Below are 21,510 nucleotides of genomic sequence, written 5' to 3' on the forward strand. Positions count from 1 at the left end.
ACACTTCTCCCGAAATTCAATTTAACAATCAGAAACGGTCGCAACAGGTCGCGGTTTTCCTGTATCGTCTGCGTTATCTTCGTATGTAATATAACAGTTTGTCGCTTCAATTTGTGTCGCGGTTGAACCAGCGGCAGCTAAACTCGCCAAAGTACCCACATACACACCATTGACCACCGTCCCAGAATAGCTGCCGGCGGTTTTCTCCGCAAACGTCCAGTCGCTACCCGCACCTGCAGCCTTACCGATTTCGCTAGCCTTCGGATAACCATTAACAATTGCAATAGTTACCGCTGCAGAATTAGTTGGAACTGTCGCCTCACCGGATAAACCACCATCAATTGCTGCCTTCGCATAGCTTAATTCAATGGCAGACTTCATGCTAGCTTCCAGCCCCTTTAACGTACTCTCGCGCGCATCACTCGAAAAGTTTATAAATTGTGGAGCCGCAGTTACCGCGAGAATACCAAGTACGACGATAACTATAATCAACTCAATTAGCGTGAAGCCTTTTTGTCCATTCATTGTACTCTCCTAAACCCATCACTACCAGTGACTTAATTATTACTGAAAATGCTCACGCCACCAGTGCGCGGATTGTAAACGAAGACATTGCCGACACTTAAGTAATCATTACCCGCAGGTGTGGCCGTCAAATTCTTAATAGTATTTGCTAAATAATAAACACAAATATCATTGGTACCATTGTTTTCTCGCGTCACATAGTAGCGATTCTGACTCAGTAACCCATAATTCGCTGTAGCTGTTGGCGCCCCTTGCAGTATTGCCTGCATAATGGTTCGGCAATCCTCGCTGGTTAAATTCTGATCATGTGCTTCGGTATTGCTATTGCCACTCACTGGATAACCAGTATCACCATCGACATTTACGGGCACACCGTCCATCACGATCACCGCGCCAGAACCATTAGCAGTTCCTTTCGGTCTACCGCGTAGCTCCCACTCCGCCCGAACCAGGCTCACAGCACTGGCAAAGCCTCCGGCAACGCCTTCTAAGGCGGCGTCTTCAGCGTCGGCACTTACCCGAGTAAAACGAGGTAAGGCCGAGGCTGCTAGCAACCCCAGTATGACAATAACAATAATCAGCTCAATTAAGGTAAAGCCGCGCTGCTGCTTCACTTGCTCGGCATTCATAATAATGTCCTCTTCCGCGTTTTTGTTGTTCATCGAAATTTCGTTCAACGCCCTTTATAGGCATCCATCATATCCCACATCGGAGTAAATATTCCGAGTGCCATTACTGCCACCATAACCGCAACAAGCACTAATAAAATCGGCTCAATGCGCGCGGTCAAACTTTTCAAATCATAATCGACTTCTCGTTCGTAGTAGTCAGCCACTTCATTTAATAATTCGTCAACCCGACCTGTTTCTTCGCCTACACTAATCATTTGCATCACTAACGGTGTAAACAGCTCAGTCCCCTGCGCAGCTCGCGTTAAACCTTCACCTTTTTCAATCGTACGCCGCATATCTTCAATACGGTCATGCATCCAATAATTATCAACGGCATCAGCAACTAAGCTCAATGCCTGGGTAAGCGGGACCCCTGCGCGCAACATCACCGAAAAGCTGCGCGAGAAACGAGAAAGTAGGCTGCGAAAAACTATATCACCAAAAATCGGCATTTGAGTTTTCCACCGATCCCATCGCACTCGACCAGCTTCACTCGTTTTAAACCTATGCACACCATATAGCGCACCAATAATTGCAAGAATCATCACCGGCCACCAGGTCACAAAAACATCTGAGACACCGATTAAAATTCGTGTCGGCAACGGCAGCTCAGCATTAAACTGCTCAAACATTCGCGCAAAGGTCGGTATTACCCAAATGTTCAAAATGAACATTGCAATAACCAAGGCCGAAACAATAAACATTGGGTAACGCAATGCCGACTTCACCTGCTTACGAGTATCTTGTTCTCTACTCAAATAATCGGAAAGCTGTTCAAAGGCTTCTTCCAGCTGACCTGTATTTTCTCCAACATGGACCACCGCTATAAGTAGTCGTGGGAATACTTTTGGGTGCGCCCCCATCGCTAATGATAGCTCACGACCGCGTTCAAGTTGTTCAACCACATCGTTGAGAACCTCACGCATGCGCCGTTTCGAGCTATTTTCTGCCAGACCTTCGATTGCCCGCAATAAAGGAATACCCGCCTTTGTTAACGAGTACATTTGTCGGGTGAAAACAATTAAATCATCAAGCGTTACTTTCTCATGGAACAGGCGAAAGCCTGACTGACGTTTAACGGCATCACTGCGTTGTTCAATCACAAGAGGTGTAACGCCGCGGCGGATTAATGTGTCCGCAGCAGCTTTTTCTGAGGTTGACTCTAGCGCGCCGGTAATAAGTTCGCCAGCCGCATCCCGACCGCGGTAGCTAAACTCAGCCATGGGTTTCTTCCTCTGGCTCAACTAGCGTGCCGCGTAACTCTTCCTCCTCAACCGTCTCGGCTAAGAACAATACCTCATCAACGCTGGTAATACCCTCACGGGCATAGTCCAATGCAGCTAAAGCCAGCGGCCGGAAATTCTCAGCAGCACGGGCAGCCCCCGCAAACTCTCGCATATTAGCGTCACGCAGGGCATTAACCATGGCATCATTCAATTCCAGCAGCTCAAACACACCAAGCCGTCCTTTGTAACCTGTGTGATTACAATTACGACAACCTTTACCTTTAAAAAAGCCACTACCATCTGCTGGAATATCGGGCGCCATACGGCGAAGCAAGGCTAAATCACCTGCGTCAATCTTTGTCTCAACTTTACAGTTATCACAGACCTTACGGATCAAGCGTTGCGCCAACACTCCGCGCACAGCTGCACCAACCAGATAAGGGGCAGCCCCCATATCGATTAAGCGCAATGCGCTGGTAATCGAATCATTGGTGTGTAATGTGGTAAGTACCAAATGACCGGTGATGGCACCGCGCAGAGCAATCTCCACAGTTTCTCCGTCACGCATCTCACCGACCATAATAATGTCTGGATCCTGCCGTAGGGTGGTGCGCAACACCCGCGAAAAACTCAAGCCGATTTTACTATTCACTTGCACTTGCGAAATGCGCGGAAGTCGATATTCCACCGGGTCTTCTACGGTTATAATTTTTTTCTCAGCTTTATTTAATTCATTCAGTGCACCGTACAGTGTGGTCGTTTTACCTGAACCTGTCGGCCCGGTAACAATGAGCATGCCATAAGGCTTACGAATCAGGTTACGCACTCGCTCGAGCAAATTCGCCGGTAACCCAGTTTGTTTAAGCTCAAGAAGGCCAGCGGACTGATCCAGCAACCGCATGACACATGATTCACCATACTGCACCGGCATGGTCGACATCCGCACATCGATGGAATGGTCTCGTACTTTGATGTGAAAGCGGCCATCTTGTGGCATACGTTTTTCAGAAATATCCAGACCTGCCATCAACTTCAACCGCAGCACCAGCGCACTGGCAATGGTCGTCTCGGTCAACACGTTTTCTTGCAGTATGCCATCGACCCGCATACGGATGCGCAAGGCACGGTCATCAGGCTCAATATGAATATCTGAGGCACGGACTTGCACAGCATCAGCGAAAATGGACTGTAACAGCTTGGCAACCGTCGCATCATCACCCTCATCTTCCAGTGACAAAGCAGCAAGGTCGACCGTTTCGTCCTGTTCATACTCAGTCTGCAACTGGCTAGCGAAGTCGGCAATATCCTTCGTCCGTCGATACAAATTATCGAACGCTTCGAGCAATTCGTGATCACGTGCAACTGCCAATTTTATCGAACGCGGCTGAAGGATCTGACTGATCGCATCCACTGCGCCCAAATCAGCCGGGTCACTCATTGCCACCAATGCTTCACTGTCACTGGCTTCCACCACCAAAGCACGATGACGACGCGCTTGAATCTCAGGTAGTAAAGTCACGACATCGTCTGGGATCTTGCGATCACCTAATTCGACAAACGGAATATTCAACTGGCGAGCCAAAAACTCCAGTAACTCTTGCTCACTAATGAAGTTCAAGTCAACTAAGGTCACACCCAACTTACGGCCGTTGGACCGCTGGTCATCAAGTGCTTCCTGCAGTTGCGACTCAGTAATAATATCTTCTTGCACCAAAAGGTCACCAAGGCGCATTTTTAAACGAGGGCGCATCGCTATTGGCCTCCTAAAGCTTGTTGCCGTTGCGCTGCGTAGCGCCGTGCGTCTTGACTCAAATCGTCATCTTGCAGTGCCTGTTGATAACTTCGCAATGCTTGTTGTGGTTGTTCCGCATCTTCATGAGCCACCGCAGCTGCTATCCACCAACGACCTTGCTGCGTGCGCTCAGCTAAACGCTCATAATCTACTGCCGCATGCGCAAAGCGGCGAAGTTCGCTCGCTGCGGTGGCACGCATTTGCAGTAAGTCAGACGTTTCCGCGGTATCCTCAGGCAGTTGGGCTAAGGCCCTCATTAGCTGCTCATAAGCGCCATTCTCAAGTAATATTTTACCGTAAAGAACGAGCCAATTCGGTTCCTGTGGACGCCTCTGCAACCCTTCTTCAAGCACAGCCAGTGCTGCTGTTACACGCCCCCTACCATACCAATAAGCAGCCAGTTCACTACGAGCGTTGACATGCTCAGGTGCCAAAGCGATGACCTGTTCCAACAAGCTGCCTGCGCGTTCTCGCTCGCCCTTTTGTGCGGCTTCGCGCGCTTGCTTTAACTTAACCTCCGCTAATTCTTCGGCACTTAGTTCAACGCGAGTCACTTCCATCGTGCCACTGGTTTTAGCTGGCTGCGGGTTTGGTTGCTGCGTTTGTTCTTGTGCTTGCTGTTGCGGCTCGCTCGCGGCCGTTGTGTCAGTTACCTTGCTCACCTGAGGTCCAGCCTCGGTTGTCGGTCCTGGCGTTACGGTCGGCCTCGGTGCTGATGTTGGTTCTGATGTTGCAGTTGGCTCTGGTGTTGCAACTGCCTCTGATGTTGTTGCTGAATCTGGCGTTGCTGTCACCGGCCGTGGGTCAAGTCGTCGTTGCGGTTGTGATGCTTGTGCTGTCGGTTTTGCTGACACAGTTTCCGCTGCGGTTTCGCCCCCATCGGGTGTGGTCACTGTCTCGGGTTGTGTGACTTTTATCCGTGTCGGTGTTGATTGCTCACGTAGTTCTGGTTCAGATTTACTCATTCCCTGGTAAATGACCATAAACGCTACTACAGCAATAGCAGCAACCACAAACGCACCAAGTAACCATGCCCAAGGGAATCCTGATGGCGCAGCGGCAGCTGGAGTGAAGCCGTTTTTGCGCTCTTGTTGTTGGCGCTTATCCAAATCACGTAACATACGGTTGATAACACTCATGACAGATACTCCGTCAACCAACCTTGTTGCCAAGACCATAGCAAGGCGATTATCACACCGCCGACACCTACTGCGCCCCACCATAACAGTGTATGCGACGGTAGAGTCACATCCTCGGTGTCAGCTACCGCGTAGCGCACGTGTCGCGGCTTCACTTGGTAACACCCCTCACCATAACAAAGCAATAAAACTTTATGACACAGTACATTTACAAGTCGCGGTATCCCGCGACTTGCTTGGTGTAACATCTTCACTTCGCGTCCAGAGAACATCGGTGCTCCCTGATAGCCCGCAATGTGTAACCGATGCGAAATATAACGTGCAAGTTCAACGACCGTCATTGCCTGCAAGGTATAACTGAACGTGATCCGCTGCCGCAATTGACGATGCTCACGTGTAGCTAAACGTTCATCTAGTTCCGGCTGCCCAAATAAAACAATATGCAGTAATTTTCGCGTTTCCGTTTCCAAATTCGAGATTAACCTTAATGCTTCAAGACTTTCCGCTGGTAACGCTTGAGCTTCATCAACCACGATAACGGCAATCTGTTCGGCACGACTAATTTCAACTAAACGCTCTTGAATAGCCTGAGTTAGTAATTGCTCACTTTGCTCGGCAGGCGCCTCCACTTGTAACTCTCGTGCGATGTGGGCACGCATTTCACGCGGATTCAGATATGGATTCGGAATATAGGCGGTAACGTAGTGCTCGGGAAGTTCGTGTAACAACTTCCGGCATAGCAAGGTTTTTCCCGTGCCAACTTCTCCGACGACCTTAATAAACCCTTCACCAGCTTCAAGCGCGGTCAGCAGAACTTCAAATGCCGAGCGATGGCCCTCGAGATCACAGTAAAAACTGGTATTCGGGGTCAACGTAAATGGCAATTCTGTCAGTCCATAATGCGTTTGATACATAGTGATTTATCGTTACTCGTTGCGTAGTTAGGTGCTAGTCGTTGTACCAGCGATTTAACAGGTCACTCGAACGCTCGAGCTCTTGTTGCCAGGTATCGACGCCTACAACTACAGGGCGAATGAGTATCACCAGCTCTTTTTTCTGTTCCGAGCGACGCTTATTTTTAAATAGGTTTCCCACCACTGGAATATCTCCCAACACGGGAGCTTTGGATTCGTTTTCGGTATAGCTGGTTTGCATTAAACCGCCAAGCACTACGATTTCACCATTGCGAGCGCGAACTATAGTGTCACTCTCACGAATATTGCTCTGTGCTAATGGCAGGACAAACGATTCTTGATTCAGTGTGATCGTTTTATTCTGTTCGCTGGTTTCAACAACTGATGGGTGTACATGCAGAATCACCTCGCCGTTATTACTTATCTGCGGCGTAATATCGAGTGAAATACCTGAGAAAAATGGCGTCAATTCAATATTAGGTGTTGACGTAGTGGCCGTACCGGTCACCGTCGTGGTCGAAACGTCGGTCACGAAGTACTCGTCTTCACCAATCTTAATCACGGCTTTTTGGTTATTACTTGCACTGACTCGAGGATTTGACAGAACTTGCACGTTACCTTGGTCCTGCAGCAAGTTTAAAACTCCGCTAAAATCACCAACATCGAGTGACATCCCAAATACGCCATTAGTACCCGTTACGCTACCGCCAGAAAAACCAATACTGCCGTTAGCATTGCCTAAACTAAATAGGTCGCTCCAATTGATACCTTGCTGGTAATCGTCATTAAGCGCCACTTCGACGATTCGCGCCTCTAAAATAACCTGGCGTTGCAGACGTTCTTCCGCCGAGCGCAGAAATTCACGGGCAGCACGCAACTCGCTAGGTAATGCCGTTACAGTTACCAGACCCGCTTGCGGAGAAACTACCACACGCCGACCTTCGCCTTCACCAACAATACCTTGAACAACCTCCTTCAGACCGCCCCACAAGTCGGTTTGTGATTGCGTAGAAATAGACGAACCATTGGTTTGCATACCACTATTCATACCATTCATGCCGCTGTTGGATAAATTACCTTGCCCGGAAATCCCGCCTTGGTTTCCTAGCAGCGAATTGCTGTAATTGTTTCCGCCGCCATTTAAACCACCATTTTGGTCGTCACTCTCTTTTACACCACCAGAACTTACGCTGGTCTGAGACAAGCCCATGCGTTGCAGCGCCAAATAATCCAAGGTCATGGTTTCGGTGCGCAAACCGGCAGGAAATACGCGAATCATGCGGTTTTCACTCTTGATTTCATAACCGTAAATATCGCCGATAACCTCAAGGGCTTCGGTTAGAGTCACGTCTTTTAGACTCAGCGTTATGGTGCCATTAACGTCCGGATGCACCACAATGTTGTAGGGGGAATCAGCCGCTAAACCGGCAAAGAAATCACCCGCCGCGATACCATTCGCGTTGACGGAAAAACGCGGTTGAGCAAGTAACTGCTCACTTGCGCGACTACTTTCCAGTGCTGAAGGCCGCAGAGTTGCACGAACAGATTCAGGCAGCGGTGGCCGTTCAGTCATCTTTACTTGCGCACCTTGATTCAAGGCTTGTTGTGCCTCTACCGGTTTACGCTCAGGTTGATGCGCACACGCTGAGAGTATTAGCGTTGCTGCAATAAGAGTGGCGATCCGCATTAGTTCTGTCCCCCTGAACCCTTCTTAGTGTCACTCACTAATGGACTCTGAGTATAGAGTGATAGTTTTAATTCGCCGCCATTTTCGGCATGGCGCACGATGACATGGTCCATTGTAATTTTGGTTATTGTATAAGGTGGTAATTGTTCACCCGGCTGCACGCGTTGACCGTTGATGTAAGCTGTGATGCCGGTGCTGCGCTGCTGAATCGCAGTTAGCCGTAAATCGGTGACTTGCGTCTGTTGTTCTGCCGCCATCCGGTACTGCGGAGGTGCAGTTGGATCTCGCAATTCCTGAGCTTGCGCTGACGCCACAAAAGAGCAAAAAACTATGAGCACTACTTTAACTCGCCACATAATCGCGCTCCAGACTCAGGGTGTAGATTTCGAGCAGCACTTCGGCATTGGGATGCTCTTTAACTTCATAATCCATGCGCTGCCAATAAAATGACCATGGCAACTGCTCTAGCCGTTGAAAGTAGTTATAGATTTCGTTGTAATTGCCGCTGAATATCAGTTGTAAACGATGTTTATAGATTGCGCCAGCAGTCGCATCACCGTCACCATAAACGCGCTCCGCTGGCATAGCCAATGCAGACTGCACCTCAAGTGCACCAGCATTACCTAACAGAGATTTCAACAGTTCACGATTATCCGTTGCACTGACGTAGTTAGTTTCTGCTTGTAAGCGCTGATTGAGCTCGTTAAGGCGTGCCTGTAAATCACTTAGTTTATTTCGTAACGGTGCTTGCGGATCACCGGACAAACGACTATCTAGCGCTTGCAGCTGTTGTTGCAATAAGTCGACCCGCGACTGCTGCTGGGTAAGTTTAGTTTTTTCCGTCTGATAGTTCTGCCAGCTCGGTAGCAGCACTACCCAAAGCCCAAAATAAAGCACAAATGCCACGGTTAAAGCAAACCAAAACTTGCGTCGGCCTAATGCCATTTCGTTAAACTTTAACTGTAATTGCTGCCACTGTGTCATCGTTGGCCGCTCCCTGAGCTCGCGCTAACATCACGGCGATGTTGTAAATGCCCCACCACAAAGCGCAAACCTTGGTCGCCTTCTTCACGCAATTCAAACACACCAAACGGCCGGTCTTTAAGAGTTGAAAACTGGCTGAATTCAGCTAACCAAGCCGGCAGCTGTTGCGGCTCGATAGTATGGCCTTGCAGGGTCAGCGCATCGTCTTGCATCAAAATTCGCTGCAACCAAATCGCATTTTTATCGGCTTCTGATAAGTCTGCCAGAAGCTGCGAAAAGCTCACGTTATTGCGACCGGTAAGTTGCTGCATTTGCACCAACAGTCGCTGCCGTAAAGTCAACGTTTGTTGTACCCTGTCTAAGTCACCATTTAGCGAGCTATTATTTAACGCTTGCTCCAGTGTTGCCTGGCGTTGCCGCAGCGCAGTCTCAACGCGGTTAGCCTCAGCCGCACTAGCAACGAATTCGGCTTGTTGCTGCCCGGCAACCAGCTTAATGAGCAACCATGCCACCAATACAACTATAACCAGGGCACCGTTAACGGCAACAAAACGTCGTAGGGTCAACCATTGTCGGTTAGGTTGTAGTTCGCTCAGATAGAGGTTGGCAAATGTCTTCATTTGCTGTCCTCCGTTATTTTAAGCGTGATCAACGCGCCACCTAATGCGGCAAAGTCACTGTAATCACCAGCACCGAGCTCTTGTGCCCAGTCAGGGTAGTCTGCCCAGCTTGCGGTTAAACCCAAATCCTCGTGTAACTTTGCTAGCACATCATCATGTTTGGTAATCGCCACCGCGAGAACAACATCGGTAACCGGCCTTTGTCGTAATTGACGCTCAAAGTAATCCGCAGAACGTTGAACTTCCACACTTAGTGGCTGTAACCCGCCCATACGGACCTCCTCAACGCTCAATTCACTAATTTTTTCTAAAGCGCGCACTGATCTGTTTACCTGCAGCAAACCTTCGCGGTAAACCTGTAGCAAAGCCGGCTGATTGGCTTGTTGGTAAACCACCACCGTAGGCTCGGACAGCGAGAGAAACATTTCGGTCACCGCTTGTTCCTCGGCGATAATAGCGCAGACGTTATCAGATACCTCGTGCACCGCTTGCAACACGCCTTCAAGCTGCTCCTTGCTGGCGGCTACCGCAGTAATTTTATTTTGCCCCGGCAGTTGCACCGGCAACTCATAGTAGTCGGCAATACAATCTTCAGGTTGGAATTCAACAAGGTCACGGAGGTTATAGCGTAAGCTTGTGGCAATTTCTTCTTCAGGCAAGTTGGGTCGATCGAGCGCGACGCTTTGATACAGCCCGCTACCTAAAACCAGTGAGACCTGCGGGTGATTGCGGCAATAGCGCGAGTATTCGTGAGCGAGTTGTCTGATGGCAGTTGCAAAATCATCTTCTTTCACTTCTCGTTCGTCGGAAACCACCAGGCTTGGCATTGCCTCAGTATGAGGTTCGACAACCACCAGATGCACCGCTCCCTTGCGTACGGCGAAGGTAACGATGAACTGATTTGACTTGTGCGCACGGAGAAAATTAAGCAAATCTCTGTCCCTGTTCATTTTATAATTTTTATTAAAGTCTGAACTCGACTTCTTAACTTAAGTTTGACACTTTTCGCCTGAAAAACAAGCGCTACCATCTATCAGGTTAACTTGTTTTATTTTTGTTTTATTCTACAACTTGCCAATTCAATTTTTCATTCGCCCAGTAGGGCACCATGGGACCCACCGCAGTATCAACGGTAGCTGGAACTTGCCACGGCTCACGCCTAAGAGTTAGGGATTCAGACGACCGCTGGTAACCATAAAAATCAGCGCCAAAATGACTGGCAAAATCAGCAAGCTTGTCGAGCGCTTCCATCCGTTCAAAAAATTCAGCATAAAGCGGCAGCGCTGCGGGTGCGGAATAACAACCGGCACAACCACACGCTGCTTCTTTTTTAGATTGAGCGTGAGGTGCAGAATCGGTGCCTAAGAAGAATTTAGGGCTACCTGACACAGCCGCTTTTTGTAACGCCAGTTGATGCTCACGTCGTTTCAGGATAGGTAAACAATAATTATGCGGCCGTATACCTCCGATCAACAGATCATTACGGTTCATTAATAAATGTTGTGGCGTAATTGTCGCGGCAACATTGGGCCCCATACTCTCAACAAAAGTCACAGCATCGCTGGTGGTAATATGCTCCAGCACCAATTTTAGTTCTGGGTGACGCGCCATCAACGGGCGTAATTTGTTCTCGATAAACACTTTCTCACGGTCAAATATATCGATTTCTGCGGCGGTAACCTCACCATGGACTAATAAAGGGACTTGATGTTCCGCCATAGCCGCGAACACGTTATCCAAAGCTTCAATATCGGTAACGCCGGCAGCAGAGTTGGTTGTTGCACCTGAAGGGTACAGTTTAAAGCCAATCACCTCGGTCTCTGCTGCAGCAGCTCTTACAGTATCGACTGAAGTTTCCTGAGTCAGATACAACGCCATTAACGGTTGAAAACTTACGCCCGCTGGCACTTGTTGTAAGATCCGTTCACGATACGCCATAGCTTGTGCAACGCTGGTCACTGGTGGCACTAAGTTGGGCATGATGACAGCGCGCGCGAAAACTTTTGCTGTCGCAGGGACCGTGGTCGCGAGAAGCTCTTCATCACGCACATGGAGGTGCCAATCGTCAGGGCGCGGAAGGGATAATTGCTGCATGAAAACCTCTTAAAAACATCGCTCTATTGTTAGCTTGAGTATACCTGCTCTAGTGTTCAGATGCAGTCACACATTGATTTCGACCATTGTCTTTCGCTTTGTACAACGCTTCATCGGCGCGCGCCAACCAATGATCTAGCTTGGCGTCGGTTTCACGTACTTCGGTGATGCCCGCACTCATGGTAAGTGTAATTTCTTCATCATCTACCGCAATGGGTTTATCAGCAATTGCTTTACGAATCCGCTCCAACGCCAAAACGGCCTTGTCTGTAGCAGTATAGGGCAATAGTATCGCAAACTCTTCGCCGCCTAAGCGACCAAATAAATCCATATCGCGCAGCTCCGCTTGCGTACGCTTACAGAATTCTCGAAGTACCTCGTCACCTGCTGCGTGACCATAGGTGTCATTCACTTGTTTAAAATCATCCAGGTCGATGATCGCCACCGTCATCACCACGTCGTAGCGCATAAATTCGTCATACCGCTGTTCTATCGCTTCCCAGAATACCCGCCGGTTGGTAATACCGGTCAACTCGTCTACGCTTGCCAGTTTTCGCAGCTCGTCAACGGCCTCCTGACGTTCCTCATCCATACGACGCATATGAATCAATGTACCTAAAGTGTCGAGCATTGGCCGCAACAATCCCAGGTATTTGCGACCAAAATGCCCCTCGGTATTCGCCAGGATCATCAAACCTATAACTTCACGTTTAAAGTACAACGGCATAATCAATGCATTTTTCAGTTCAGGTAAAGTAATTGGCGTGAGGGTCATTTCAAGTGGTGACAAAGGTTCATGGCAGAACTCTGGCTCGCCCCGCAACAAAACTGAGCGGATCACATCACCATCAACCTCTACCTCTAATGACTGTTTCACCAGTTGTTGTAGTGACTCTGATTCATGTTGGTCACTACCGACACGCAAGCCGTGAACCAACAATAGATTTCGCTGCCTGGAGCCGGGCGGCAATTCGCCGACAAAACCAACTTTACTGGCGGTCATGGTCATCAGTTTAGGTAATGCATGGTCGCAAACCTCACTAAAATCCTTAGCCAACAGAAATTCATGCTGCACATGAGAAACCAGCTCTAGTACCTCGGCTTGCTGCTCCAGAAAGTTTTCATTCGCCACTTGCTGCGAGATGTCGTGATGAAGACCAGTCATGCACAGTGGACGCCCGGAAGCATCACGCGAGACAATTTTACCAACACTATGCAACCAAAGGTAATGTCCCTCTTTGTGACGAATACGAAAACGAATATCAAAACGGTCTGTTTTACCTCGCGCATGGTCGCTCAGGCGCTCACCCATAGTGATCAAATCATCGGGATGTACCAGCGCCTGCCAATCGAGTTGTTGCTCTTCTTCCGCGCTGTACCCAGCCATCATCGACCAAGGATGACTGACTGCCAGACGATCATTCGGAATCGTCCACGACCAAGTGAAAAACTCACCTGCAGCCAACGCCAATTCAAAGTTTTGATTTGCCTCGCGCAACGCCAGCTCGAACTGTTTACCTTTGCTATCATCGAGTAAATAACCGCGCACACGCAAAACGTTGCCAGCTTTATCTTTGTCTGCACGGGCGTAGTGATGAATCCAATGAAGAGTTTCCTGATCGTTGTGTTTGCGCACAACGCGGTAGTCCATTTCCAGAAATTCTTCTTCTCCATCGAGCACCCCGTGCATGCGCGCAAGCAATTCATCACGTTCATCAGGATGCACTATGGACTCATAACTCACATCATCGCGCAGCAAATATTCGTTGGAATAGCCCAGCACCCGCTCAGCATTCTCAGCCACATAACTGAGGTGAGCGTTGGGCTCAATCCGCCATACCACGGCGCAAACCGGACCTTGGGCCAAAACTTCCCGTTCGGCATGATAATTATCAATTTCATAGCGATCGGCGATGGTTTCTGACAACCAATCCGCCAGCACTTCAAGGTAGCGAACTTGGGAGGATGAGAATTTATTCGGTGACTGCGAAAGCACGCACAAGGTGCCTAAATGGAATTCATCGAATAACGTAACTGGGGCGCCAGCGTAGGAGCGAATGCCGCCCTCGGCCAGAACATACGGATTACTACTAAAACGCACATCATCGAGCGCGTTGTCGACCACCATGGTTTTACCCGCGGCAACAACATGAGTACAAAAAGAGTCGTCACGGTGAGTCTCAGGTTCCTCAAAGCCAACTTTTGCTTTGAACCACTGTCGCTCATCATCAACTAAGGTGATTAATGCTGCATCAGCACCGAGAATATCTTTAACCAACAGTGTAATTCTGTCAAAAATCGGATCCGCTTCAGTGTCAAGAAGCTCAAGTTCATGCAGGAGTTGCAGACGGGCCTGCTCATTTTTCGGCAGCGGCACTGAACTCATTATAATCTCCTGATTTTTTGCTACTCTTCTAGCATAGCAGACATCGTTTAAAACGATGTACGTAAGTAACGAAATACCTTTTAAGGTTTAGCAAAGTCCGAGTTTTTCTTTCCAATGTTTACGGCAGCAGGAGATATAGCGTTCGTTCCCCCCAATAGCAATTTGTTCGCCGACTTTTACAGCCTCACCACGTTCATCTATTCGCAGGTTCATTGTTGCTTTACGCCCACAATAGCAAATGGTTTTCATTTCATTCACTTTGTCGGCGACGGCTAACAAAACAGCACTACCAGGAAAAGCCTGACCAAACGCATCGGTACGGATGCCGTAGCACATGACTGGAATATCGATGCGGTCGACAACATCGGTAAGTTGCCAGACCTGCGCTTCAGTGAGGAATTGCGCTTCATCTATGAGTACACAATCGATAGAAGTTTGACTATCGCGGGCTTCAATCAGCGCAGCAAGGTCGGTCCCACTGGTAAATGCCAATGCTTGCCGGTCGATGCCTAAACGTGACGCAATTTTCCCTTTCCCGGCACGCTCATCAACCGCTGGAGTGAGTAGCAGTACACGCTGATCCCGCTCTTCGTAATTGTGTGCAACTTGCAGTAACGATGTACTTTTGCCAGCGTTCATAGCCGAGTAAGTGTAATAAAGTGAAGCCATAGGTTGATCGTCTAATTGGTTTTTTACGTTCAGTATTTCAGGGTTATACTGAGTTTAGGCGCTGAATGCAAAGGCCAATTTTGCTATAATCGTGCAAATTCATAGAGGGAGTCGTTATGACACAGCGTTACACCGAAGCGTTTTTAAAAGCTATGCCAAAGGCAGATCTGCACTTACACCTTGATGGCAGTTTGCGGCCGGATGGCCTTATCGAAATGGCCAAGCGCAGTAACGTTGAGTTACCGTCATATACTGTAGAAGGTCTCTACGAACAGGTGTTTAAGGAGAGTTACAATAACCTTGGCGAATACTTGAACGGCTTCCAATACACCTGCGCAGTGCTCCGGGATATGGAAAACTTGGAACAAGCGGCCTATGAGCTAGCGATGGACAACCTCGCCGAAGGCGTTATCTATATTGAAGTCCGCTTCGCGCCACAGCTTATGATGGACCCCAGTCGCGGTATTGATTTCGACCGCGTCATGCACTCCACTAACGCAGGTCTTAAGCGAGCGAAAGACGAGTACAACAACCAACCAGCGGTGCGTAACGGAGATAAACCACCTTTCGATTACGGCATTATTAACTGTGCAATGCGTATGTTCGGCAAAAAAGGATTTTCTCCTTACTACACCCAATTGTTCCAAACTTTACGCGATCATCAGCCCAAGCATGTCATTAAAATTGCGGCCATGGAAATGATTCGCGCCAGTATTCGTTTACGTGATGAAGAAGGCTTGCCAATTGTTGGTCTCGATATCGCGGGACAAGAAATGGGTTACCCTGCTCACGAATTCAAAGAGGTCTATGAGTATGCGCATCAGAACTTTTTATTAAAGACTGTGCATGCAGGTGAAGCTTACGGCGCTGAAAGCATCTTTGAAGCACTTACCCAATGCTACGCCGACCGTTTAGGCCATGGCTACTCGTTATTTTCGCCAGAAATGATTCAGGATAAAAACATTACAGATAAAGAAGCTTACGCGAGTCAGTTGGCATCTTTCATTGCCGACCGTCGCATTGCTGTGGAAGTCTGTATAACCAGTAATTTGCAGACCAATCCGACCATCGGTGAGGTGCGCAACCATAATTTCAAACACATGTACGCCCATCGTCTGGCGACAGTCATTTGCACCGATAATCGGCTAGTATCTCGCACCACGGTCACCCGCGAATATGAGCTTGCTCTACAAACTGCCGACATCCCGTTGAAACGCTTGAAAGATATCGTTGCTTACGGCTTTAAAAAGAACTTTTTCCCTGGCGACTACCTGAAAAAACGAGCTTATGCCAAGCACGCCTTGCAGTATTTCGACAAAGTAGCAGACGAACATAATGTCAACGACTAGCGGAATTACCGCTAGTTTAAAACGGTAATTCCGCTAGTCCTGACAATATTTATGATGAAACTTATCGATAGCTAAAGGTTTGTCGAATTTGAATCCTTGCAACACAATGTCAGCATCCTGTTGCGCCAGGTAGTCCACTTGCGCCTGAGTCTCCACGCCTTCCGCCACAACACGTAGTTTAAGGTTACGCGCGATAGCAACGATCGAGTCAATGATGGCTTGTTGCTCATGATCACCAATCGCTTGTACAAAGCTTTTATCAATTTTCAGCTCTTGTAGTGGCAGGCGCTGTAAATAAGACAAAGACGAATATCCAGTACCAAAGTCATCTATGGAAAACTGTACTCCGCTCTCCTGCAAAGCCTCCATTTTACTGACGATATCCAGAATATCTTCGACCAACAGATTTTCCGTCACCTCGAGAATCAACCGCGTGGGATCTGCTCCACTTTGCTCCAGTTCATACTCGATAAAGTAAACAAAATCAAACTTACGAAACTGCCGTGGGCTAATATTGATGGCCAGTGTGAGCGGATCTGGAAGCCGCTTAAGCTGCAATAAAGCTTCGTGCACAATCCACTTCCCAAGGTCGACGATAAGATCCGTTTGTTCGGCAACCGAAATAAAGTCTACTGGTGAAATGGTACCACGCTTTGGGTGGTGCCAACGGATCAGCACTTCAGCGCCAAGCAATCCTCCTGCCGACGTCACTTTAGGCTGCAAATAAAGTTCTAAGCCGCCTTCACTCAGGGCTAAACGCAGTTCACGCTCAATTTCATAGCGCTTTTCAAGTTCCGTACTGTAGGACACATCATAAACAGCGGTCTGATTTCCACCCTCGTCTTTTGCTGTGTGCACTGCAGTTTCAGCATGACGGATAATGGCATCTGCAGATTCCGCATTTTGTTGATAAATCACGATACCAGCACTGGCCGTCACTGAAACCCGTTCACCGTGAATCAGAATTGATTGCCCAACTTCAGAGAGTATGAGTTTCACTAAGAATTGCGTGTCGGCCAAAACCGTCTCGTGCGTCTCTGCTTTTGCAGGTAATAACAAAGCAAACAGATCTCCCCCCAAATTGGCAATGAAGGTATCGTTTTCGTTTGCCTGTAATCCGCGAAGTCGATTTGCCACCGTTTTTAAAATTTCATCGCCAAATTCAAACCCGCGCACATCATTAATCCGTTGCAGACCATCGAGGTCAAGTAGTACAACCGCGGCAAAACTGTCCGTTGGGTGTTGCTGCAAACGTTGCCCGAGGTGCTGTATGCAGCTGATTCGATTTGGTAACTCGGTCAACGCATCATAGTAAGCCAGATATTCAACTTTTGCTTCAGCTTCAACTCGTTGAGTAATGTTCACTTTACTGGCTAAGTAATGCGTTATTTTACCTGTCTCATCTCGAAGCGGTGAAATAGTAGCCCACTCGCGAAATTCGACCCCATCTTTGGTTCGGTTGTAAAGCTCACCCTGCCATGTTTTCCCGTTGGAAACTTGCTGCCAGAGTTGTTCGTACTCTTCATCAGGCGTGCGGCCAGAGGCAAGTATACGCGGGTTTTCTCCCTTTACTTCCGCAGCGCTATAGCCGGTCGTACGTTCGAAAGCCGGATTCACATATTCAATATTACCATCGAGGTCGGTAATCATAATGCTCTCACTGGCTTGCTCAACGGCTGCTGAAAGCTTGCGTAACTGCGCATCGCGGTTCTTTCTTTCCCGCACGGCTAACGTTAAGCGCTGAGCAAGGAATCCGAACTCGTTAGGTAACCGTGTCGGTAAAGGGATAAGCTGAGATTCGCCGGCGCCAAATTGAGTCACAGCGTAAGCCAGTTGCTGTGCCGGTTTTGCCACAAATCGTTGCAACGCCCACCACAAAAAGAAACCTACACTGGCAAACAGAATCAACAATATGCCAAGGGGTAACCATGGCAAACTTTCTAAATGGTACCAATCCGCAGAATGACGATATTCGACCACCAGCAAATTGCGCTGTGTTCTTTGCAGAGTATCAATACTTTCAATGATAGGAGCAATTGCAACGAAATGGTTGTGATCAGAGTGAAATGCAATAAGCGTTTTCCCGCTATCTGCTGCTTGCTTCAGAATTTTGCTATCCATACACCGCAAAAATCGGTGCAGCTCCCCGCTAACACGATGAGGTTCATAGCTGGCAATCGCTTTACCCTGAGTATCAATAATAGCGGCATTGGCAACACGCGAATGGACATGCATTTCACTAATGAGCTCAGGAACAGCCACTTCTCGACTCGCGGTATACATTCGATTAAAGGAGCTTTGTGCGATAGTCAGGCTACTCAATAAATCAAGTCGTGCAGCGCGAAACGCACTATCTTGTTGAGCATTGATAAGCAAGTAAATTAAACCTGCTGCAAGCGCAAACATTGCGATTACTATCGGCACTGTCAATTGCACTGATAGTCTGCTCCACCAGACTAGCCGTTTCACCGCTCTCCCCCACACCTTGATAGGGGCGCCACAGAGTCTTGCATACCACTCGCAACGAGATAGTTGGATACTGCCGGGATATCACTAGCAAACAATTGGTCCAGCGCAGCTTCTTGGCCTGACAAGTGTACGAATTCAACCCCTGCAAGCGCTCGCTCAAGATCCTTGCCGGAGATGCCCGTCAAGGTTTTCAGTCCTTGCCAAAATGGTTCGTCGCGTTGCTGTAAACGTTTTAAGGCTTGTGGCCATACCCGCTCTTTAAGTTCTTCAACTAACGGTGCGGCGGCTGACCAGACCGCTTTACGAAGAATGAGAACATCTACTACCGAAATATTCGTCACAGCGGAATCGAAAATCACTTTTCCGCCCACGTTGCGTAAGTGTTCGATAAAGGGTTGGTAGGTCACAATCGCGTCAATTTTACCGCTAGTAAAAGCTTCGATATGTTGGGTCGGCAACAAAACTTGTGTGGTGACAGCTTCTTTAGGAATCTGTGCGTCCAGAAGCCAGCGTGACAACATATAACGAGCGACGGTACTCTCCTCCAAACCGACGGAAAGTGTTTCACCGGCCTGCCAGTCCCAGCTATCGCTTACGATTACCGCATCCGCGCCCACAGAACGGTCAAGTACCATCGCAACGCAATAATCTCCTCCGGTGAAAGTATTCACACTTAAAGCATTATCTAAAGTAACGAAGGCGCCACCCACAGTTTCGATTCCGAGCATGTGTATCACACTATTGTCGGAAACCAGCATAATGGTCTTTAAGCCATCAGGAAGCGCCTGCGGATCTGTCGCGGCTATGGTATAGATTGGCATTGCGCCCATCCACGAGCTACCGACAATGACCACATCGTCCTGCGGGGGGTTGCACCCAATAAGAAAAGCAGCGAGTAAACTAGCTAGTAGAAATCTCATTACGAAAGCGCTAACCCTAAAAAATTATACGCATATGGTTTAACAGTTTAGGAAATAACGCTTTCGTTTTCGAGCTTTATATCATTTAAAATGGAATATCGTCGTCGAACTCTTGGTCTGGTACAAAAGGTTCTGGTTCAGGTTGCTGCGTTGGACGTTGCTGCGACTGCTGTGGCGCTGGTTGTCGCTGTTGCTGCCCACCCTGCTGAAACTTGCCACTTTGCCCGCCCTGATTTTGGTTTTGCCCTTGATTCTCACTTTGGCCTTGGCTTTGATAGCCGCCACCTTGACCACTACCCGGGCGCCCATCGAGCATCTGCATCTCATTCATTACGATTTCAGTGGTATAACGTTCTACCCCATCCTGACCTTGCCACTTACGCGTTTGCAAGCGACCTTCAACGTAAACTTTTGAGCCTTTTTTCAAATATTCACCGGCAATCTCGGCTAATCGACGATAAGCAACACAACGGTGCCATTCAGTTTGCTCGCGCGGTTCGCCAGTTTGCTTATCTTTCCATGTTTCACTGGTGGCAATCGACAGGTTGGCAATCGCTGTATTATTTTGCGTGTAACGAATTTCTGGATCGGCGCCTAAATTGCCGATAAGGATAACTTTATTAATACCACGACTGGCCATGCCCTGCTCCTATCTTGTCTATTGGTACGACGCTACTAGTGCCGTAATCGCTTGTTCATTGTAATCGGTTTTGTGAACTTTTAAATAGGCGGTTTGCTCAGTAGTCACAATTCGAACTTCTTCCACCCCTTCGGCACCAGCCAGACTATCAGCAAGCTGTTGAATTTCATCATTACCCAGCGCGCGTAATTTAAAGCTAACGTTCTGCCATCGCGGCGGCGCTTGCATGCCGAAAGAGATCACAAACCAACATACTAGCAAGATAACACTAAACCAAACAACGCCGCTCAAACCATAAACTTGCAGTAACGCGCCCCCGGCTAGACCGCCAACAAAAGCTCCAGCGAACTGAGCTGTAGCGTAGACACCACTAGCGCTGCCCTTACGCCCCGCCGGCGCAAAACGAGTCAAACTAGAAGGTAGTGTCGCTTCCAAAAAATTGAAGCCGGTAAAAAATAGGATGATAGCGATACTAAAAATCAGCCAACTTCCTTGCGCCCATCCGATAATGACTACCGCGGTTATCAGTAATAGAATCGCGATACGAAAAAATAGTGGTTGTTGGCGTCGCTTTTCGGCCCAAATAAGCATCGGGATCATAAAAATGAATGACGCGAAAAGTGTAGGAAGATACAACCATGCATGTTGCTCACTCGCCAACCCACCAGCCACTAATTGCGTTGGTACGACGACGAAAAATGCCGTCAACAGGCAGTGCAGAATGAAAACCCCACCATTTAATCGGGCCAGCTGCGGATGCTTCGCAATTTGTCCTAGCTCTGCCAAGTTCGGGAGGAGGTCCCCGCGCGCCGCGCGTATCTCAACTTTGGGCACGGCAAAGGCAAACACCAACAGGCCGAACACCGCAGTAATTGCCGTGAAAAGAAATAATCCAGATAGGCCGATATACTGTCCGAGTAAGGGCCCAAGAATCAGTGCCAAGGCGAACGAAAGACCGATACACATACCGATCATAGCCATTACTTTAGGTCGCTGTGAATCACGGGTAATATCCGCTGCAAGTGCGAGTATAGCCGCGGCAATAGCTCCCATACCTTGCATTGCTCGGCCGATCACTACCCCGGTCAAGGTTTCCGCATAAGCGGCGACCAAGCTACCGATAATAAAGACCACCAGGCCACCGATAATCACCGGTCGCCGACCAATACGATCCGAGAGCATGCCCATAGGAATTTGCAGTAATGCTTGCGTCAAACCATAGGCGCCAATCGCCAGACCAATCAACAATGGCGTGTAATCCGGGTAATTTTTCCCATAAATTGCCATCACCGGCATGATCAGAAACAGACCCAACATCCGTAATCCAAAAACGGCAGCTAGAGCACCCGAAGCACGGCGTTCTACGGCAGTAAGACGTTGATCGTTCGAAAACTTAGGCATTTATCTCTCGGCTTTGCTAGAAAA

The 21,510-nt window shown here is 48.5% G+C and carries 19 protein-coding genes; 1 reads left to right on the plus strand and 18 read right to left on the minus strand.

All coding sequences use genetic code 11. The annotated features are described in order from the left end of the window. Window positions 1-21: 21 nt before the first annotated feature. The 14 genes from ACQ5ES_RS06555 to ACQ5ES_RS06620 form a co-directional block, all read right to left on the minus strand. Entirely contained in the window at window positions 22-525 is a 504-nt protein-coding gene (locus ACQ5ES_RS06555; RefSeq protein WP_445015130.1) for a prepilin-type N-terminal cleavage/methylation domain-containing protein, read from the minus strand. Window positions 526-557: 32 nt separating this feature from the next. After that, window positions 558-1,187, minus strand: a complete 630-nt coding sequence (locus ACQ5ES_RS06560; protein WP_445015131.1) for a prepilin-type N-terminal cleavage/methylation domain-containing protein — start codon at window positions 1,185-1,187, stop codon at window positions 558-560. 11 nt (window positions 1,188-1,198) lie between these two features. Beyond that, on the minus strand, window positions 1,199-2,419 hold the full coding sequence (locus ACQ5ES_RS06565) for a type II secretion system F family protein (protein WP_445015132.1): 1,221 nt from the start codon (window positions 2,417-2,419) through the stop codon (window positions 1,199-1,201). Next, window positions 2,412-4,172, minus strand: coding sequence for a GspE/PulE family protein (locus ACQ5ES_RS06570; RefSeq protein WP_445015133.1), 1,761 nt, complete (start codon window positions 4,170-4,172; stop codon window positions 2,412-2,414). Before ACQ5ES_RS06570 ends, ACQ5ES_RS06565 begins: the two co-directional genes overlap by 8 nt. A gap of 2 nt (window positions 4,173-4,174) precedes the next feature. Then, on the minus strand, window positions 4,175-5,353 hold the full coding sequence (locus ACQ5ES_RS06575; RefSeq protein WP_445015134.1) for a tetratricopeptide repeat protein: 1,179 nt from the start codon (window positions 5,351-5,353) through the stop codon (window positions 4,175-4,177). Then, a complete protein-coding gene (locus ACQ5ES_RS06580; RefSeq protein ID WP_445015135.1) occupies window positions 5,350-6,267 on the minus strand; it encodes an ExeA family protein in 918 nt (305 codons plus the stop codon). The genes ACQ5ES_RS06575 and ACQ5ES_RS06580 overlap by 4 nt, the downstream gene beginning before the upstream one ends. Before the next feature lie 34 nt (window positions 6,268-6,301). Beyond that, on the minus strand, window positions 6,302-7,954 hold the full coding sequence (gene mshL, locus ACQ5ES_RS06585) for a pilus (MSHA type) biogenesis protein MshL (protein WP_445015136.1): 1,653 nt from the start codon (window positions 7,952-7,954) through the stop codon (window positions 6,302-6,304). Beyond that, a complete protein-coding gene (locus tag ACQ5ES_RS06590; RefSeq protein WP_445015137.1) occupies window positions 7,954-8,310 on the minus strand; it encodes a hypothetical protein in 357 nt (118 codons plus the stop codon). Before ACQ5ES_RS06590 ends, mshL begins: the two co-directional genes overlap by 1 nt. Beyond that, on the minus strand, window positions 8,297-8,938 hold the full coding sequence (locus ACQ5ES_RS06595) for a hypothetical protein (protein ID WP_445015138.1): 642 nt from the start codon (window positions 8,936-8,938) through the stop codon (window positions 8,297-8,299). The genes ACQ5ES_RS06590 and ACQ5ES_RS06595 overlap by 14 nt, the downstream gene beginning before the upstream one ends. Next, window positions 8,935-9,558 (minus strand): PilN family protein, encoded by a 624-nt coding sequence (locus ACQ5ES_RS06600; protein ID WP_445015139.1) that lies wholly within the window; start codon window positions 9,556-9,558, stop codon window positions 8,935-8,937. The genes ACQ5ES_RS06595 and ACQ5ES_RS06600 overlap by 4 nt, the downstream gene beginning before the upstream one ends. Continuing rightward, on the minus strand, window positions 9,555-10,490 hold the full coding sequence (locus tag ACQ5ES_RS06605; protein WP_445015140.1) for a hypothetical protein: 936 nt from the start codon (window positions 10,488-10,490) through the stop codon (window positions 9,555-9,557). The genes ACQ5ES_RS06600 and ACQ5ES_RS06605 overlap by 4 nt, the downstream gene beginning before the upstream one ends. Before the next feature lie 127 nt (window positions 10,491-10,617). Beyond that, window positions 10,618-11,652 (minus strand): dihydroorotase, encoded by a 1,035-nt coding sequence (pyrC, locus tag ACQ5ES_RS06610; RefSeq protein ID WP_445015141.1) that lies wholly within the window; start codon window positions 11,650-11,652, stop codon window positions 10,618-10,620. Window positions 11,653-11,701: 49 nt separating this feature from the next. Beyond that, window positions 11,702-14,038: a sensor domain-containing diguanylate cyclase gene (locus tag ACQ5ES_RS06615; RefSeq protein WP_445015142.1), complete on the minus strand. Its 2,337-nt coding sequence runs from the start codon at window positions 14,036-14,038 to the stop codon at window positions 11,702-11,704. Window positions 14,039-14,125: 87 nt separating this feature from the next. Next, window positions 14,126-14,707 carry a thymidine kinase gene (locus tag ACQ5ES_RS06620; RefSeq protein WP_445015143.1) on the minus strand — a complete coding sequence of 194 codons (582 nt, stop codon included), beginning with the start codon at window positions 14,705-14,707 and terminating at the stop codon, window positions 14,126-14,128. Between the two features lie 116 nt (window positions 14,708-14,823). Here ACQ5ES_RS06620 and ACQ5ES_RS06625 point away from each other — a divergent pair, with 116 nt between their 5' ends. Next, window positions 14,824-16,056 (plus strand): adenosine deaminase family protein, encoded by a 1,233-nt coding sequence (locus ACQ5ES_RS06625; RefSeq protein ID WP_445015144.1) that lies wholly within the window; start codon window positions 14,824-14,826, stop codon window positions 16,054-16,056. Between the two features lie 33 nt (window positions 16,057-16,089). Here the strand turns inward: ACQ5ES_RS06625 and ACQ5ES_RS06630 are convergent, their stop codons facing one another. From ACQ5ES_RS06630 to ACQ5ES_RS06645, 4 genes are all read right to left on the minus strand, one after another. Continuing rightward, window positions 16,090-18,492, minus strand: a complete 2,403-nt coding sequence (locus ACQ5ES_RS06630) for a putative bifunctional diguanylate cyclase/phosphodiesterase (protein WP_445015145.1) — start codon at window positions 18,490-18,492, stop codon at window positions 16,090-16,092. 29 nt (window positions 18,493-18,521) lie between these two features. Continuing rightward, window positions 18,522-19,445 carry a type 2 periplasmic-binding domain-containing protein gene (locus tag ACQ5ES_RS06635; protein ID WP_445015146.1) on the minus strand — a complete coding sequence of 308 codons (924 nt, stop codon included), beginning with the start codon at window positions 19,443-19,445 and terminating at the stop codon, window positions 18,522-18,524. An 85-nt stretch (window positions 19,446-19,530) separates the two neighbouring features. Then, on the minus strand, window positions 19,531-20,085 hold the full coding sequence (ssb, locus tag ACQ5ES_RS06640; RefSeq protein ID WP_445015147.1) for a single-stranded DNA-binding protein: 555 nt from the start codon (window positions 20,083-20,085) through the stop codon (window positions 19,531-19,533). A gap of 18 nt (window positions 20,086-20,103) precedes the next feature. Beyond that, window positions 20,104-21,486, minus strand: coding sequence for an MFS transporter (locus tag ACQ5ES_RS06645; protein ID WP_445015148.1), 1,383 nt, complete (start codon window positions 21,484-21,486; stop codon window positions 20,104-20,106). Between the last annotated feature and the right edge of the window lie 24 nt (window positions 21,487-21,510).

This window comes from Pseudidiomarina xizangensis (assembly GCF_052541995.1).

Coding starts and splice junctions, on each gene's coding strand:
- ACQ5ES_RS06595 (WP_445015138.1), bottom strand. CDS start 8,938: ATGACACAGTGGCAGCAATTACAGTTAAAGTTTAACGAAATGGCATTA.
- ACQ5ES_RS06635 (WP_445015146.1), bottom strand. CDS start 19,445: ATGAGATTTCTACTAGCTAGTTTACTCGCTGCTTTTCTTATTGGGTGC.
- ACQ5ES_RS06600 (WP_445015139.1), bottom strand. CDS start 9,558: ATGAAGACATTTGCCAACCTCTATCTGAGCGAACTACAACCTAACCGA.
- ACQ5ES_RS06570 (WP_445015133.1), bottom strand. CDS start 4,172: ATGCGCCCTCGTTTAAAAATGCGCCTTGGTGACCTTTTGGTGCAAGAA.
- ACQ5ES_RS06565 (WP_445015132.1), bottom strand. CDS start 2,419: ATGGCTGAGTTTAGCTACCGCGGTCGGGATGCGGCTGGCGAACTTATT.
- ACQ5ES_RS06580 (WP_445015135.1), bottom strand. CDS start 6,267: ATGTATCAAACGCATTATGGACTGACAGAATTGCCATTTACGTTGACC.
- ACQ5ES_RS06575 (WP_445015134.1), bottom strand. CDS start 5,353: ATGAGTGTTATCAACCGTATGTTACGTGATTTGGATAAGCGCCAACAA.
- ssb (WP_445015147.1), bottom strand. CDS start 20,085: ATGGCCAGTCGTGGTATTAATAAAGTTATCCTTATCGGCAATTTAGGC.
- ACQ5ES_RS06645 (WP_445015148.1), bottom strand. CDS start 21,486: ATGCCTAAGTTTTCGAACGATCAACGTCTTACTGCCGTAGAACGCCGT.
- ACQ5ES_RS06625 (WP_445015144.1), top strand. CDS start 14,824: ATGACACAGCGTTACACCGAAGCGTTTTTAAAAGCTATGCCAAAGGCA.
- ACQ5ES_RS06590 (WP_445015137.1), bottom strand. CDS start 8,310: ATGTGGCGAGTTAAAGTAGTGCTCATAGTTTTTTGCTCTTTTGTGGCG.
- ACQ5ES_RS06560 (WP_445015131.1), bottom strand. CDS start 1,187: ATGAACAACAAAAACGCGGAAGAGGACATTATTATGAATGCCGAGCAA.
- ACQ5ES_RS06615 (WP_445015142.1), bottom strand. CDS start 14,038: ATGAGTTCAGTGCCGCTGCCGAAAAATGAGCAGGCCCGTCTGCAACTC.
- ACQ5ES_RS06620 (WP_445015143.1), bottom strand. CDS start 14,707: ATGGCTTCACTTTATTACACTTACTCGGCTATGAACGCTGGCAAAAGT.
- mshL (WP_445015136.1), bottom strand. CDS start 7,954: ATGCGGATCGCCACTCTTATTGCAGCAACGCTAATACTCTCAGCGTGT.
- pyrC (WP_445015141.1), bottom strand. CDS start 11,652: ATGCAGCAATTATCCCTTCCGCGCCCTGACGATTGGCACCTCCATGTG.
- ACQ5ES_RS06555 (WP_445015130.1), bottom strand. CDS start 525: ATGAATGGACAAAAAGGCTTCACGCTAATTGAGTTGATTATAGTTATC.